This is a genomic window from Streptococcus sp. FSL K6-1323 (assembly GCF_038630745.1).
Lineage (GTDB): Bacteria > Bacillota > Bacilli > Lactobacillales > Streptococcaceae > Streptococcus > Streptococcus salivarius_D.
This window is the reverse complement of the sequence record NZ_CP152039.1, coordinates 1,326,822-1,342,723: the sequence shown is the minus strand read 5'-3', so window position 1 is coordinate 1,342,723 and position 15,902 is coordinate 1,326,822. Positions and strand designations below refer to the sequence as shown.

Genomic DNA, 15,902 nt, shown 5'->3' with positions numbered 1-15,902 from the left:
TCTTTTGACAGTCTTTTTTGGTATAATTTTAAGTAATCGTGTATACAATTAAAAAGCCGACTGAGAAGATTTGGGGATGATAGTTCTGCAGAACTTTTTTAATGTCTTCAGGTTTTCAAGGATAGCTTAAATAAAGGAGAGTTGTCGTGTCAGACTATTTATCGGTCACATCCTTAACCAAATATTTGAAAATGAAATTTGACCGTGATCCTTATCTTGAGAGGGTATATTTGACGGGACAGGTTTCCAATTTCCGTCGACGCCCGAGTCACCAATATTTTTCACTAAAGGATGAAGGGGCTGTTATTCAGGCGACGATTTGGGCTGGGGTTTTCAAAAAGCTTGGTTTTGAACTCGAAGAAGGGATGAAGATCAATGTCGTTGGTCGGGTCCAGATTTATGAACCTAGTGGTTCTTATTCCATTATTATCGAGAAGGCTGAGCCTGATGGTATTGGGGCTTTGGCCATCCAGTTTGAACAGCTTCGTAAAAAATTGACTGCAGAAGGCTACTTTGATGATTGTCATAAGCAAGCTCTGCCTAATTTTGTCAAAAAAATTGGAGTTGTTACTAGTCCTAGTGGTGCGGTTATTCGAGATATTATTACGACTGTTAGTCGTCGTTTTCCTGGGGTAGAAATCTTACTTTTCCCAACCAAGGTTCAAGGTGAAGGAGCTGCACAGGAAATTGCTGAAAATATCCAAAAAGCCAATCAAAGGGATGGCCTAGATTTACTTATCGTTGGTCGAGGTGGAGGTTCTATTGAAGATCTTTGGGCTTTTAACGAGGAAATTGTGGTTCAGTCGATTTTTGAGAGTCGTCTACCTGTGATTTCAAGTGTTGGTCACGAAACAGATACAACTTTGGCTGACTTTGTTGCAGATCGTAGAGCTGCTACGCCTACAGCAGCGGCAGAACTTGCGACTCCGGTATCAAAGGCTGATACCTTGGTTTGGATTCGTGAAAGACAAAATAGAGCCTATCAAGCCTGTTTGAGACGTATACAATATAACCAGGAACGCTTGGCCAAATTGTCACAATCTGTTGTCTTTAGGCAACCTGAACGCCTTTACGATGGTTATCTACAAAAGTTGGATCGACTAACAACAAGGCTTGAAACCTTCATGAGTCAAGATTTCGCACGCAAACAAAAAGAAGCGGAACTTTTGAGACAACGATTACAAGGCTTAAATCTTCTGACTAGTGTTCAGAACTACCAAGACCGTCGAGAGTCTTTGCAACGTTTATTGGTGACTACAACCAAGAATACCATTAATGGTAAGCGTGTGAGATTAGAAAAGGCACAGGATGCCTTATTGTCTCTAGATACTAGTCGTATTGTTGCAAGGGGCTATGCCATTGTCAAGAAAGATGATAAACCTTTAACAAGTACCAAGAATATTACCGAAGGTGATCAATTAACCGTCCAAATGAGAGATGGAGAACTAGAAGTAGAGGTGAAAAATGTCAACTAAAAAAACATTTGAGGAAAATTTACAGGACTTAGAAGCCATCGTCACTAAGCTCGAAACAGGTGATGTTGCTCTTGAGGATGCTATTGCTGAGTTCCAAAAAGGTATGGCCTTGTCTAAAGATTTGCAGAAGACCTTGGAAGATGCTGAAAAGACACTGGTTAAGGTTATGCAAGCAGATGGTACAGAAACGGAAATGGATGCCTAATGAGCAAGCTAAATAAAATTGATGCGGCTATCCGTGATTACTACCAAAAAAAGAATCTTTCTGTATCAAGTGATTTAATCACTGCCATCCTTTATTCAGTTGATAGTGGAGGCAAGCGTATTCGTCCACTGATTTTCTTAGATTTACTTGAAGGATTTGGTTTAGAGCTTACTCCTAGTCATTTCGATGTCGCAGCAAGTCTTGAAATGATTCATACTGGAAGTTTGATTCACGATGATCTGCCGGCCATGGACGATGATGATTACCGTCGAGGACGTTTAACCAACCATAAGAAATTTGATGAAGCAACGGCAATCTTGGCTGGAGATTCTCTCTTTTTGGATCCCTTTGACCTCCTGGCACAAACAGAGCTATCTGCAGAAATTCGAGTTCAATTGATTCAAGCATTGTCTCATTCCTCAGGAACCTTCGGTATGGTAGGTGGTCAGATGCTGGATATGAAGGGTGAAGGTCAGGAACTTGATTTATCGCAACTGGCTAAGATTCATGAGCATAAGACAGGTAAGCTTTTAACCTTTCCTTTTGTGGCGGCTGGTATTGTTGCTCAAAAAGATCAACAGGTCTTGGAAAACCTTCAAGAAGCTGGTCGCTTGATTGGTCTTGCCTTTCAAGTACGTGATGATATTTTGGATGTGACTGCTGATTTCGAAGAACTTGGGAAGACACCTGGAAAAGATGTAGTTGCTGGAAAATCGACTTATCCGGCTCTGCTTGGTCTTGAAAAATCACATGCTATCCTCGAGGAATCACTTAATAAAGCGGAGGCTATTTTCCAAAATCTAGCTGAGACTCAAGGTTTCAAGAAAGACAGTATTATAGAAATCATAGAAAGGTTACGACTCCATGCCTAAGGAAAGAGTAGACGTCTTGGCTTATAAACAAGGCCTTTTTGAAACACGAGAACAAGCTAAACGTGGCGTTATGGCTGGTTTAGTTGTTAATGTTATCAATGGTGAACGTTACGATAAACCCGGTGAAAAAATCGACGACGGTACAGAGTTGAAGCTTAAAGGAGAAAAACTCAAGTATGCGAGCCGTGGAGGACTCAAACTTGAAAAAGCTTTGGAAGTATTCAATCTGTCAGTTGAAGGCATGACGACCATCGATATCGGAGCTTCAACAGGTGGGTTTACTGATGTTATGCTTCAAAATGGGGCTAAACTGGTTTATGCTGTGGATGTCGGTACCAATCAGTTGGTTTGGAAATTGCGTCAAGATGAGCGTGTTCGTTCCATGGAGCAATATAATTTCCGTTATGCTGAACCTGTTGATTTTACTGAAGGATTACCATCTTTTGCATCAATTGATGTCAGCTTCATCTCTCTTAATCTGATTCTACCGGCCTTAGCTAAGATATTGGTTGATGGAGGGCAAGTAGTTGCTCTTGTGAAACCACAATTTGAGGCGGGCCGTGAACAAATTGGGAAAAACGGGATTGTCCGTGAGAGCAGTGTCCATGAAAAAGTGTTAGAAACAGTGACAGCTTTTGCGGTTGACTATGGCTTTTCAGTTAAGGGACTGGACTTTTCACCTATCCAAGGTGGTCATGGTAACATTGAGTTTCTCGCACACTTGGAGAAGACAAGTTCTCCTCAAAATGATGCTCAAACCTCTATTAAGGACGTTGTAGCACAAGCACATAAGGAGTTTAAAAAGAATGAAGAAGAATGATCGTTTGGAGTTAATCCGAAAGATTGTCCAAGAAAATAAAATTACGACTCAGGGAGAATTGGTAAAATTACTCCAAAATGAGGGATTAAAGGCTACTCAAGCGACCGTATCGCGTGATATCAATGAAATTGGTATTACCAAGGTACCAACTGAAGACGGTTCATACATCTATGGGCTCTCAACTGCTCCTAGACGAGTGGGTGGAACTTCTGTTGTGACCCGTCGCTTGTTGCGTGTTGATCGTCAACATGCCTTTATGAATATCGTTGTTCAACCTGGGACAAGCCGCCTCATCAAGAAGATTCTTTTGGATGAGTACAAGCATTTGATTTTTAGTGTCATTGCTGACGATGATACCCTCTTTTTGGTAGCTCAGTCAGAGTTGGCAGCTATCGAACTACAGGGGCAAATCATTAAGTGGGTTGAAGAATAGGAGGGCCTATGCTTCTCGAAATTACGATAAAGAATTTCGCAATTATTGAAGAGATTTCTCTAAACTTTGAGAATGGTATGACCGTCCTTACTGGTGAAACAGGTGCTGGTAAGTCCATTATTATAGATGCTATGAATCTTATGTTGGGCGCACGTGCTTCTAGTGAAGTCGTCCGTCATTCAGCATCTAAGGCTGAAATTCAAGGCTTCTTTTCAATCGAACAAAATCCTTCCTTGGTTAGTATCTTGGAAGATAATGGGATTCCTGTCGAGGATGAATTGATTATCCGTCGTGAAATCTTCCAAAATGGTAGAAGTGTTAGTCGTATCAATGGACAGATGGTCAATTTAACGACGCTTAAAGCTGTTGGGCACTTCTTGGTAGATATCCATGGACAGCATGACCAGGAAGAACTTATGAAACCTGCTCTGCATATTACCATGCTTGATGCCTTTGGTGACAAGGAATTTTTCCAAACTAAGAAAGAATACCAAGTGTATTTTGACCGCTATCGTGAGTTAAGAAAAGCCGTTCTTGAAAAGCAGAAAAATGAGCAGGAGCATAAGGCTCGAATTGAAATGCTAGCTTTTCAGATTGCAGAAATTGAAGCAGTCTCTCTAAAATCAGGAGAAGATTTGGCATTGATGAAGGAGCGAGACAAGCTTCTTAACCATAAGCAGATTGCGGATACCTTAACCAATGCCTATGTCATGCTGGATAATGAAGATTTTTCAAGCCTTTCAAATGTCCGTTCTGCTATGAACGACCTCCAGTCTCTTGAAGAGTATGACTCTGATTACAAAGAACTCTCTGGAAATCTATCAGAAGCCTATTATGTTCTTGAAGATGTCACTAAGCAACTTGGTGACCTTTTGGATAATTTGGATTTTGATGCTGGGCGTTTGCAAGAGATTGAACACCGCTTAGATACGATTAATGCAATTACTCGTAAATATGGTGGAACTGTTGATGACGTCCTAGATTATCTGGAAAATTCAAGTAAAGAGTACAATCTTTTGACTGGCAATTCCAGCTCGTCAGATGCCATGGAACAAGAGCTTAAGCAACTTGAAAAAGACCTGCTTGCATCTGCAGAGACCCTACAAACGGCACGCCATCAAATTGCTACAGCCCTTGAAGCTGAGATTAAGAACGAGTTATGCGACCTTTACATGGATAAGGCTGATTTTAAAGTTACCTTTACTAAAGGGAAATTTAACCGTGATGGCAATGAGCAGGTTGAGTTTTACATCTCAACCAATCCAGGTGAAGGCTTTAAACCGCTTGTTAAGGTTGCTTCAGGAGGAGAATTATCTCGACTCATGTTAGCGATTAAGTCAGCCTTTGCCCGCAAAGAAGATAAAACAAGTATCGTCTTTGATGAGGTTGATACTGGCGTTTCAGGTCGTGTTGCCCAAGCCATCGCTCAGAAAATTCATAAGATTGGGAGTCATGGTCAGGTTTTGGCCATCAGTCACCTTCCACAAGTTATTGCCATTGCTGATTATCAGTTCTTTATTTCTAAGGAAAGCGATAATGAGACGACTGTCTCTCGTGTTCGTCTCTTGACACCTGAGGAAAGGGTGCAAGAAATCGCTAAGATGTTAGCAGGTGATAATGTGACGGAGGCTGCCTTGAGCCAAGCAAGAGCCTTGTTAAAGGTGGATGACTCTCTTTAGAAAAAGACTTGGGAAAAGTTTTCCAGTCATGCTATAATAGAATAAAAATTTGTGTTAAGCGAGAAAAATATGAGTAAAATCAGAATTGTAACCGATTCGTCAATTACGATTGAACCAGAATTGGTTGAAAAATATAATATCACTGTTGTTCCATTGTCGGTTATGGTGGACGGTGTCATCTATTCAGATAGTGATCTTCGAGAAGAAGGTCGTTTCTTGGATATGATGAAGCATAGTAAAGAGTTACCAAAGACAAGCCAACCACCAGTAGGTTTGTTTGCTGAGACATATGAAAAGCTTGTCAAAGAAGGTGCGGAACAGATTGTGGCTATTCACATCATGCACACACTCTCTGGGACATGTGAAGCCTCACGTCAAGGAGCTAGCCTTTCAGGAGCAGATGTAACCGTCATCGATTCAGGCTTTACAGATCAGTGTCTCAAGTTTCAGGTTGTTGAAGCAGCTAAACTAGCTGAAGCAGGAGCAAGTCTTGATGAGATTGTAGCACGTGTGGAAGAAGTAAAAAGTAAATCTGAACTTCATATCGGTGTGTCTACCCTTGAGAATCTTGTCAAAGGTGGTCGTATTGGACGTGTAACAGGTCTACTATCTTCATTGCTCAATATCCGTGTCATTATGGAGTTGAAAGACTATCAGTTAAATACCATTGCGAAGGGTCGTGGTGCTAAGACATTCACGAAATGGTTGGATTCTTATATTGATAGTATCAAGGACCGCAAAGTGGCAGAGATTGGTATTTCTTATGCAGGGACACCTGATTTTGCACATGAAATGGCTGAAAAACTTGGGGTTTTGGGCGCTCCAATTTCAATCCTTGAGACTGGTTCCATCATTCAAACGCACACTGGTGAAGGCGCCTTTGCCGTAATGGTTCGTTATGAATAAGTGGAAAGAATCAGAATTAGTTAGAAGCCTCCTAGGCTTCTTCTTGCTTTTTCTTTTATTTGTCGGTCTCTTCATTTTTGTAGTTCCTAGTACGCATCAGTCATCAAAAATTGCAGAAAAAATCAAATCTATTAAAAATGAAAAGGTCACCTATGTTGCTATCGGTGATTCCCTTACGCAAGGTGTAGGTGATAGTAGTAATCAAGGGGGCTTTGTTCCTGTTTTGTCTCAGGCCTTAGAGTCAGATTTTGACTGGCAAGTGACTTCTCGCAACTATGGTATCGCAGGAAATACGAGCAATCAAATTCTCAAGAGAATGCAAGAAAAGAAGGATATTCAAAGAGATCTCAAAAAGGCTAAAGTGATGACTCTGACAGTTGGTGGTAATGATGTAATCCATGTCATTAAGGACAATATCACTAATCTTAATGTAGACACCTTTACTAAGCCTGCTCAGGCCTATCAAAAGAGATTAGGACAGATTATTGAGCTAGCTCGTAAGGATAATAAAACATTGCCAATTTATATTGTTGGTATTTACAATCCTTTTTATCTTAATTTTCCAGAGATGACAGAAATGCAAACTATTGTAGATAATTGGAACCAATCTACTGAAGAAGTGTGCAAGAAGTACGATAATGTGTATTTTGTTCCTGTAAATGATTTGCTTTATAAGGGAATTGACGGTAAGGGCGGTGTTACAAGCTCTGATGATTCGTCTCAATCTAGTAAATCTTCTCAAGATAGCCTGAATGATGCTCTTTTTGAGGATGATCATTTTCATCCAAATAATACAGGTTATCAAATTATGTCAGATGCCATTTTGAAACGTATTAACCAAACAAAGAAGGAGTGGTCCGGTGAGTAAGATATGGAAGTGGTTATTTTTAGGCCTTTTAGCCTTAAATCTAGCCTTAGTAAGTGTTGTAGCCTTTAGAATAATGACACCAGTAGAGACGACCAGTTCTGTATCCCTACCTAAGGGAGCGACTAAAATTGGAAAGTATAGCATGACTAAGGAGGAGCTTGATGCTGCTCTTACAGGCTTTGCCCAGGACTATTCTACTGATAAGATGCGTTTCAAGGTCAAGGTTACCAATTCTAGAATTGTCTTTGAAAGTAGCTATAAGGTTTTAGGCCATCCTGTTCCTCTTTATGTTTACTTTACGCCAGTTGTTAGTGAATCAGGAGCAATTGTGCTGCAAGTTTCGGAGCTTTCAGCTGGAACCTTGAAACTTCCTGTGTCAGATGCCCTTAAGATGATTAAACGTTCAACCAACCTTCCTGATTACATCGCCATCGATAGTAAGAAGGGAAAAGTTACCCTAAATATTCAGTCTATGAAGAATGAGAAGGGGATAACAGCACGTGCTCAAAGCCTTGATTTGGTTAATGACCGTATCGAATTTGACATCTATAAGACAATAAATTAAAAAGCCTTTACTTTTTGCAAAAAAGCGATTAAATTAGCGTTTATTACTTGACCTCATAGGCCTTTTAGGATAAGATAATACTTGTTCAAGCGCTAAAAAACTATTCGCTTAGAAATAAATTGGAGGATTGTTACAATGGCTAACAAACAAGATTTGATCGCTAAAGTTGCAGAAGCAACTGAGCTTACTAAAAAAGATTCAGCAGCAGCTGTAGATGCAGTTTTCGCTTCTATCGAAGAATTCCTTGCTGCAGGTGAAAAAGTACAATTGATTGGTTTCGGTAACTTTGAAGTACGCGAACGCGCTGCTCGTCAAGGTCGTAACCCACAAACTGGTGAAGCTATCTCAATCGCAGCTTCTAAAGTTCCTGCATTTAAAGCTGGTAAAGCTCTTAAAGACGCAGTTAAATAATCTTAAAACCCCTAAGCATTTAGGGGTTTTGATTTATACGAAAATATATAAGGAAAACTATGAAAACCATAACAGTGGTATTAATTTTTCTTTTGGTTTTTACAGTTATAAAACTATCAGGTATTGTTGCTATTAGTAAACTGATGAAGCCAAGTGAGAAACAAATAGAAGAAGCTCGTCAGAAACGTCTTCAGGCTGAAAAAGAGGGCAAGGATCCTTTTGCAGACTGGGATGAACGTGACGATGATGGTCTTGTTTAACAAGAGAATCATCATCAAACAAAGCAAAAAGAGTTTGGAAGATTTTCCAAACTCTTTTGTATTCTAGTCAATGTAGTGCAGTTTGCCACGGAAGTCTTCAAGGGTTTCATATCCCTTTTCTTCCATGATTTCTTTAAGTTCTTTTGTGATACGGTCAAAGACAGCCACACCTTCTTTTTGAAGGGCAGTACCAATCTGTACCATGCTTGCGCCACAAAGGATGTGTTCAAAAGCATCGCGACCAGATTTAACACCTCCGGTACCAATAATTTGGATTTCAGGTTTCAAACGTTGGTAAAAAGCATGAACATTTGCCAAGGCAGTAGGTTTGATATAATCACCACCAATACCACCAAAACCATTCTTAGGTTTGATGACGACAGATTCATCTTCAATATAAAGTCCATTACCAATTGAGTTGACACAGTTAACAAAGACAAGAGGGAATTGGTTGAATACGGTGGCAGCTTGGTCAAAGTGCACAATATCAAAGTAAGGCGGTAATTTCACCCCAAGAGGCTTTGTAAAGTAAGAAAATACTTCAGTTAGAATCTCAGTAGTGGTTTCAAAATCATAGGCAATTTGAGGTTTACCAGGAACGTTAGGGCATGAGAGGTTGAGTTCAACAAGTCCTTCATAGTCGCTTTCTTGAACTTTTTTGAGAATCGTGTGGGTTTCTTCAGGTGAGAGACCAACTAGTGAAAGGAAATGATTTTTGGTATTGGGTTGCTTTTGCAATTCAATCACATAGTCAAGGTAGTATTCAAAACCGTTATTTGGCAAGCCCATTGAGTTGATTGACCCAAGAGGTACATTAACATAACGTGGTTCAGGATTACCAGGGCGGGCTTCAAGTGTCCCTGTTTTTGTGACAAATGAGCCTGCAGCTGAAGCCTCAACCTCTGCCAATTCTTCCTTAGTCATACAATGAACACCAGCGGCATTCATAAGACAGTTAGAAAATGTAAACTGACCAACTTTTGTAGCAGTAGAAACCATAAGATCCTCCTTAAAGATCACAAAGCAAAATGTTACTATTTCATCTCATTTTAGCATGAAAAGAGGCCTAAAACAAGGAAATGTTGGATATGCAAAAGCATCTAAAGTGAATTTCTAATACCCTCGCTTTTGAGACTGACAGGATGCAGTAGAATTTTACAGAATTTTTTGGATTTTGCTAGCTTTTTCAAGGTTTTTTGGGTAGAATAGATAGAGTAAATGGGTATAACCCAAAATAAAAAGGAGACATAACTAATGGTAAAATTGGTTTTCGCTCGCCACGGTGAGTCTGAATGGAACAAAGCTAACCTTTTCACAGGTTGGGCTGACGTAGATCTTTCTGAAAAAGGTACTCAACAAGCTATCGACGCTGGTAAATTGATCAAAGAAGCTGGTATCGAATTTGACCAAGCATACACTTCAGTATTGAAACGTGCGATCAAAACAACTAACTTGGCTCTTGAAGCATCTGACCAACTTTGGGTTCCAGTTGAAAAATCATGGCGCTTGAACGAACGTCACTACGGTGGTTTGACTGGTAAAAACAAAGCAGAAGCTGCTGAACAATTTGGTGATGAGCAAGTTCACATTTGGCGTCGTTCATACGATGTATTGCCTCCAGCAATGGATCGTGATGATGAGCACTCAGCACACACTGACCGTCGTTACGCTTCACTTGACGATTCAGTAATTCCAGATGCTGAAAACTTGAAAGTTACTTTGGAACGTGCCCTTCCATTCTGGGAAGATAAAATCGCTCCAGCTCTTAAAGATGGTAAAAACGTATTCGTAGGTGCACACGGTAACTCAATCCGTGCCCTTGTTAAACACATCAAACAATTGTCAGATGACGAAATCATGGATGTTGAAATTCCAAACTTCCCACCATTGGTATTCGAATTTGACGATAAATTGAACGTTGTTAACGAATACTACCTCGGAAAATAAGCTGAGATAAGTAGTTATCAATAATAAAGAAAAAGTTGGTTTAAGCCAGCTTTTTTCTTTTCCTGAAAAAAATTGTAAATAGTGGTCAGAAAAGTCAGTCAATTCAGTATTTTTTCCTTGACTTTCAAGTTGGAAAGATGTATCATATTAACCAAGATACATCGAAAGGAAATGAGTCAAATGACATTCGCAACTACAACAGTTTTGCTATTGCGTAATGAGGGCTAGTGCAAAAGCATTAGTCCTGTTTGGCTTACCAAGCGGGAGATAAAAACATCTCGCTTGGGTTTCCGAGTGAGATGTTTTTTTACTACTATCGTTTTTACTTTTAGAAAGAGGATTGTCTATGCGTAAAGTTGAATTTTTTGATACAAGTCTTCGTGATGGGGAACAAACACCTGGTGTTAACTTCTCAATCAAAGAAAAAGTTGCTATTGCTAAGCAACTTGAAAAATGGGGAATTTCTGTAATTGAAGCTGGTTTCCCTGCAGCTAGCCCAGATTCATTTGAAGCAGTAAAACAAATTGCAGAAGCTATGACAACAACTTCTGTTACTGGCTTGGCTCGTTCAGTAAAATCTGATATTGATGCTTGTTATGAAGCTTTGAAAGATGCTAAGTATCCACAAATTCATGTCTTTATCGCGACAAGTCCTATTCACCGTGAGTTTAAATTGAAGAAATCAAAAGAAGAAATTCTTGAAGCTGTAAAAGAACATGTGTCATATGCACGTTCAAAATTTGAAGTTGTTGAGTTTTCTCCTGAAGATGCTACTCGTACTGAGCTTGATTTCTTGACTGAAGTTGTTCAAACAGCAGTTGATGCTGGTGCCTCATATATTAATATTCCTGATACAGTTGGCTTTACGACTCCAGAAGAGTTTGCACGTATTTTTGATCACTTGACTGAAAATATTAAATCAGACCATAAAGTTGTCTTTGGTGTTCACTGTCACGATGACCTCGGTATGGCAACTGCAAATACTTTGACAGCAATTAAACATGGTGCTGGACGTGTTCAGGGAACAGTCAACGGTATTGGTGAGCGTGCGGGTAATGTTGCTCTTGAAGAAGTAGCTGTCGCTTTGAAAATTCGTGAAGACTTTTTCCAAGCAACAAGTGATATTGTTCTTAATGAAACAATGAATACTTCAGAGCTTGTTTCTCGCTTCTCTGGAATTCCTGTTCCTAAAAATAAAGCTGTTGTTGGTGGAAATGCCTTCTCTCATGAATCAGGTATCCACCAAGATGGTGTTCTTAAGAACCCACAAACTTATGAAATCTTCACACCAGAATTGGTAGGTGTGAAGAGTAACAGTCTTCCTCTTGGTAAATTGTCAGGACGTCATGCCTTTGTTGAAAAATTGAAAGAACTTGAGCTTGACTTTGTTGAAGAAGATATCAAACCACTCTTTGCCAAATTTAAAGTCTTGGCTGGGAAAAAACATGATATCACAGATGCAGACATTCGTGCCCTTGTTGCTGGTACTAGTGTAGATAATCCAGAAGGTTTCCACTTCGAAGATCTTCGCTTGACTACTAATGCTGATGAAACAATCACTGCTACAGTAAGCTTGGCTAATGAAGACGGTGAATCTGTAGAATTTTTGGCCAATGGACAAGGGTCAGTTGAAGCTATTTTCAATGCTATTGATAAATTCTTCAACCAAACAGTTCGCTTGACTTCTTATAATATTGACGCTGTAACTGATGGTATTGATGCGCAAGCGCGTGTACTTGTAACTGTTGAAAATGTAGATACAGATACTATTTTCAATGCATCTGGTTTGGACTTTGATGTTTTGAAAGCATCAGCAATTGCCTATATCAATGCTAATACATTGGTTCAAAAAGAAAATGCTGGTGAGATGGCACGTAAGGTTTCTTATCGTGACCTTCCATAAGCCAAAGAGGATTTAAACATGACAAAGAAAATTGTAACACTTTCAGGTGATGGAATTGGACCTGAGATTATGGCAGCGGGTCTTGAAGTTCTTGAAAAAGTAGCTTCAAAAATTGGATTTGATTATGACATTGATGCTAAACCATTTGGTGGTGCTGGTATTGATGCCGAAGGTCATCCACTTCCTAAGTCAACTTTGGATGCTGCTAAATCAGCAGATGCTATCCTCTTGGCTGCAATTGGTGGACCTAAATATGACAATGCGCCAGTACGTCCTGAACAAGGACTTTTGGCCATTCGTAAAGAGTTGAATCTCTTTGCTAATATCCGTCCTGTCCGCATCTTTGATGCTTTGAAACACTTGTCACCTCTTAAACCAGAGCGTATCGAGGGCGTAGATTTTGTCGTTGTTCGTGAGCTTACAGGTGGGATTTACTTTGGTGAGCATATTCTCGAAGAAGATAAGGCTCGTGATATCAATGATTATTCAGCAGATGAGATTCGTCGTATCATGCGTCGTGCTTTCAAGATTGCCCAAGGTCGTGGCAAAAAGGTCACTAGCATTGATAAACAAAATGTCTTGGCAACTTCTAAATTGTGGCGTAAGATTGCTGATGAAGTTTCTTTGGAGTTCCCAGATGTAACTCTTGAACACCAACTCGTTGATAGTGCCGCAATGATTATGATTACCAATCCAGCTCGTTTTGACGTGGTTGTGACAGAGAACCTTTTTGGAGATATCTTGTCTGATGAATCAAGTGTCCTTCCAGGAACTTTAGGTGTTATGCCATCTGCCAGTCATTCTGAAAATGGTCCGAGTCTTTATGAACCAATCCATGGTTCAGCACCAGACATCGCTGGTCAAGGTATTGCCAACCCAATTTCAATGATTTTATCAGTAGCGATGATGTTGCGTGAAAGTTTCAATGAAACTGAAGGGGCAGAATTGATTGAAAATGCTGTTGATAAGACCTTGAACCAAGGCATCTTGACACGTGATTTGGGTGGTCAGGCTTCGACTGCTGAAATGACAGCAGCTATTATTAGCAATCTCTAAACTCATGACACTAAAACTAGTGTTACTAAGTGTTTTGTTGGTATGGAATCTCCTTGTTTTATGTGCTTATGGACTTGATAAAAGTAAGGCCATTCAACATAAAAGACGGATTTCTGAGAGGGCATTATTATTACAGACTCTGATTTTCGGTGGTATTGGTGCCTTTCTAGGTGGAAAACTTTTTAGACATAAAATTAACAAATGGTATTTTAAGCTATGTTGGCTTATAGGCATTGTTATTGATGTCGTTCTTTTATACCTTATTCTAACAAGACTTTCGGATTAGCTAATCCTTAGATTATATTTGGAGTATTTTATGAGCGGAAAATCAATTTTTGATAAACTTTGGGAACGCCATGTCGTTACTGGAAACGAGGGCGAACCACAATTGATGTATGTGGATCAGCATTATATTCACGAGGTTACAAGTCCACAGGCCTTTCAAGGACTTCGTGATGCTGGACGTAAAGTTCGTCGCCCAGATCTAACTTTCGGTACGACAGACCACAACGTTCCTACAGTTGATATTTTTAACATTCGTGACCTTATTTCTAAAAACCAAATTGATACTTTGGCGAAAAACGTCGAAGAATTTGGTATTGATGCGGCTACCCACGGTACTGCTCGTCAGGGGATTGTCCACATGGTTGGTCCTGAAACAGGTCGTAGTCAACCCGGTAAATTTGTCGTCTGTGGGGATAGTCATACGGCTACGCACGGTGCCTTTGGTGCCATTGCCTTTGGTATTGGTACATCTGAGGTAGAACATGTCTTTGCGACACAATGTTTGTGGCAAGTGAAACCTAAGAAAATGAAGGTTGAATTTGTTGGTAAACCTCAGCCAGGTGTCTATTCAAAAGACTTTATTCTTGCACTTATTGCACGTTATGGCGTTGATGCTGGTGTAGGATACGCAGTTGAATATTGTGGTGAAGCTATCGATGCCCTTTCAATGGATGAACGCATGACTATTTGTAACATGTCTATTGAATTTGGTGCTAAGATGGGTCTTATGAATCCAGACCAAAAAACTTATGACTATGTAGAAGGTCGTCCATGCGCACCTAAGGGTGAGAAATTTGAAGAAGCAGTAGCTGATTGGAAAACTTTAGTTTCAGATCCAGATGCTGAATACGATAAAGTAATCACTATTGATGTTTCAGAATTGGCACCTATGGTTACATGGGGAACTAACCCTGAAATGGGTGTTGAGTTTGATCAACCATTCCCAGAAATCAAAGACTTTAATGATGAACGTGCCTACGAGTATATGGACGTTAAGCCTGGCGAGTATGCTAAAGATATCGATCTTGGCTATGTCTTTATCGGTTCTTGTACTAACGCACGTCTTAGCGACCTTGAGTTAGCTGCTAAATTCGTTAAAGGAAAACATATCGCACCGACATTGACAGCTATTGTTGTTCCAGGTTCACGTCCAGTTAAGAAAGAAGCTGAACGTCTTGGTTTGGATAAAATTTTCTTGGATGCAGGATTTGAATGGCGTGATCCAGGTTGCTCAATGTGTCTTGGTATGAACCCAGACCATGTTCCAGAAGGCGTTCACTGTGCATCTACAAGTAACCGTAACTTCGAGGGACGTCAAGGATATGGAGCTCGTACTCACCTTTGTAGTCCAGCAATGGCAGCAGCTGCAGCAATCGCTGGTAAATTTGTAGATGTACGCGATATGCCAGAAGTTCAAGCATAAGGGAGAAGATAATGGAAAAATTTACCGTCTATACAGGGAAATCAGTACCTTTGATGAATGATAACATCGATACGGACCAACTCATTCCCAAACAATTCTTGAAAGCTGTTGATAAAAAAGGCTTTGGTAAGAATTTGATGTTTGAATGGCGTTATCTTAATGATGACTACGAAGAAAATCCTGATTTTGTCTTCAACAAACCTGAGTATCGCGATGCGACTATTTTGGTTACTGGTGATAACTTTGGTTCAGGGTCATCTCGTGAACACGCTGCATGGGCATTGGAAGACTACGGTTTCCGTTGTGTTATCGCTGGATCATTTTCAGATATCCACTATAACAACGAATTGAAGAATGGTATGTTGCCAATCGTTCAACCCTTGGAAGTACGTCAAAAATTGGCTGCTCTTCCTGCAGGTGAGGAAATCACGATTGACCTTCCAAACCAAGTCATTAAATCTTCAGCAGGAGAGTTTCCATTTGATATCGATCATGAGTGGAAACGTAAATTGGTTGAAGGGCTTGACGATATTGGAATCACTCTTCAATATGAAGATTTGATTGCTGCCTATGAAAAACAACGCCCATCATATTGGCAATAAGGGATTAAGTTGTTTCTCTAAGCTTTGATATTCAATCTTGCTATCAGAAGCAACGATATGTTAGTAAAAAAATAATGAGCACTTAAAAGAATGGGATAAGGACAATATCAAAAATGTTGTTCTATCTCATTCTTTTTGTTTGAAACAGTTAATATGGTAGAGGCGTTTTTACTAGTAGCGTATGCTATAATA

18 protein-coding genes are annotated in these 15,902 nt (G+C 39.9%); 17 read left to right on the top strand and 1 reads right to left on the bottom strand.

Features of this window, described 5'->3' with window-relative positions; translation table 11 throughout:
- Window positions 1-146 precede the first annotated feature (146 nt).
- The 11 genes from xseA to NST80_RS06100 all read left to right on the top strand — a co-directional run bounded on the left by xseA (window position 147) and on the right by NST80_RS06100 (window position 8,494).
- Window positions 147-1,475, top strand: a complete 1,329-nt coding sequence (gene xseA / locus NST80_RS06150) for an exodeoxyribonuclease VII large subunit (RefSeq protein ID WP_175060677.1) — start codon at window positions 147-149, stop codon at window positions 1,473-1,475.
- Entirely contained in the window at window positions 1,465-1,680 is a 216-nt protein-coding gene (locus NST80_RS06145; protein ID WP_002884058.1) for an exodeoxyribonuclease VII small subunit, read from the top strand. Before xseA ends, NST80_RS06145 begins: the two co-directional genes overlap by 11 nt.
- Entirely contained in the window at window positions 1,680-2,552 is an 873-nt protein-coding gene (locus NST80_RS06140) for a polyprenyl synthetase family protein (protein WP_175060676.1), read from the top strand. Before NST80_RS06145 ends, NST80_RS06140 begins: the two co-directional genes overlap by 1 nt.
- A complete protein-coding gene (locus NST80_RS06135; RefSeq protein WP_175060675.1) occupies window positions 2,545-3,372 on the top strand; it encodes a TlyA family RNA methyltransferase in 828 nt (275 codons plus the stop codon). The genes NST80_RS06140 and NST80_RS06135 overlap by 8 nt, the downstream gene beginning before the upstream one ends.
- The gene (locus NST80_RS06130; RefSeq protein WP_004182652.1) at window positions 3,359-3,805 is read left to right on the top strand and encodes an ArgR family transcriptional regulator; all 447 of its coding nucleotides are present in this window, start codon (window positions 3,359-3,361) and stop codon (window positions 3,803-3,805) included. Before NST80_RS06135 ends, NST80_RS06130 begins: the two co-directional genes overlap by 14 nt.
- A gap of 8 nt (window positions 3,806-3,813) precedes the next feature.
- Window positions 3,814-5,484, top strand: a complete 1,671-nt coding sequence (gene recN, locus NST80_RS06125; RefSeq protein WP_175060674.1) for a DNA repair protein RecN — start codon at window positions 3,814-3,816, stop codon at window positions 5,482-5,484.
- A gap of 69 nt (window positions 5,485-5,553) precedes the next feature.
- Window positions 5,554-6,390, top strand: coding sequence for a DegV family protein (locus tag NST80_RS06120; protein WP_175060673.1), 837 nt, complete (start codon window positions 5,554-5,556; stop codon window positions 6,388-6,390).
- Window positions 6,383-7,258 carry an SGNH/GDSL hydrolase family protein gene (locus tag NST80_RS06115; protein WP_022496504.1) on the top strand — a complete coding sequence of 292 codons (876 nt, stop codon included), beginning with the start codon at window positions 6,383-6,385 and terminating at the stop codon, window positions 7,256-7,258. The genes NST80_RS06120 and NST80_RS06115 overlap by 8 nt, the downstream gene beginning before the upstream one ends.
- Complete coding sequence (locus NST80_RS06110) at window positions 7,251-7,823, top strand: YpmS family protein (RefSeq protein ID WP_175060672.1); 573 nt, start codon at window positions 7,251-7,253, stop codon at window positions 7,821-7,823. Before NST80_RS06115 ends, NST80_RS06110 begins: the two co-directional genes overlap by 8 nt.
- A 135-nt stretch (window positions 7,824-7,958) precedes the next feature.
- Window positions 7,959-8,234, top strand: a complete 276-nt coding sequence (locus tag NST80_RS06105) for an HU family DNA-binding protein (RefSeq protein ID WP_002884048.1) — start codon at window positions 7,959-7,961, stop codon at window positions 8,232-8,234.
- 59 nt (window positions 8,235-8,293) lie between these two features.
- Window positions 8,294-8,494 carry a hypothetical protein gene (locus NST80_RS06100; RefSeq protein ID WP_118171967.1) on the top strand — a complete coding sequence of 67 codons (201 nt, stop codon included), beginning with the start codon at window positions 8,294-8,296 and terminating at the stop codon, window positions 8,492-8,494.
- Between the two features lie 63 nt (window positions 8,495-8,557).
- On the opposite strand, the gene NST80_RS06095 is transcribed toward NST80_RS06100, so the two are convergent.
- Window positions 8,558-9,493, bottom strand: coding sequence for a dihydroorotate oxidase (locus tag NST80_RS06095; RefSeq protein ID WP_118171968.1), 936 nt, complete (start codon window positions 9,491-9,493; stop codon window positions 8,558-8,560).
- A 255-nt stretch (window positions 9,494-9,748) separates the two neighbouring features.
- Between NST80_RS06095 and NST80_RS06090 the strand changes: the two genes are divergently transcribed.
- The 6 genes from NST80_RS06090 to leuD all read left to right on the top strand — a co-directional run bounded on the left by NST80_RS06090 (window position 9,749) and on the right by leuD (window position 15,710).
- A complete protein-coding gene (locus NST80_RS06090; protein ID WP_004182646.1) occupies window positions 9,749-10,441 on the top strand; it encodes a phosphoglycerate mutase in 693 nt (230 codons plus the stop codon).
- 346 nt (window positions 10,442-10,787) lie between these two features.
- Complete coding sequence (locus tag NST80_RS06085; RefSeq protein WP_004182645.1) at window positions 10,788-12,344, top strand: 2-isopropylmalate synthase; 1,557 nt, start codon at window positions 10,788-10,790, stop codon at window positions 12,342-12,344.
- Between the two features lie 18 nt (window positions 12,345-12,362).
- Window positions 12,363-13,400: a 3-isopropylmalate dehydrogenase gene (gene leuB, locus NST80_RS06080; RefSeq protein WP_002884071.1), complete on the top strand. Its 1,038-nt coding sequence runs from the start codon at window positions 12,363-12,365 to the stop codon at window positions 13,398-13,400.
- Between the two features lie 4 nt (window positions 13,401-13,404).
- On the top strand, window positions 13,405-13,686 hold the full coding sequence (locus NST80_RS06075; protein ID WP_064520722.1) for a DUF1294 domain-containing protein: 282 nt from the start codon (window positions 13,405-13,407) through the stop codon (window positions 13,684-13,686).
- Between the two features lie 30 nt (window positions 13,687-13,716).
- Window positions 13,717-15,108, top strand: coding sequence for a 3-isopropylmalate dehydratase large subunit (leuC, locus tag NST80_RS06070; protein ID WP_013990716.1), 1,392 nt, complete (start codon window positions 13,717-13,719; stop codon window positions 15,106-15,108).
- Between the two features lie 11 nt (window positions 15,109-15,119).
- Window positions 15,120-15,710, top strand: coding sequence for a 3-isopropylmalate dehydratase small subunit (leuD, locus tag NST80_RS06065; protein WP_002884116.1), 591 nt, complete (start codon window positions 15,120-15,122; stop codon window positions 15,708-15,710).
- Window positions 15,711-15,902: the final 192 nt, after the last annotated feature.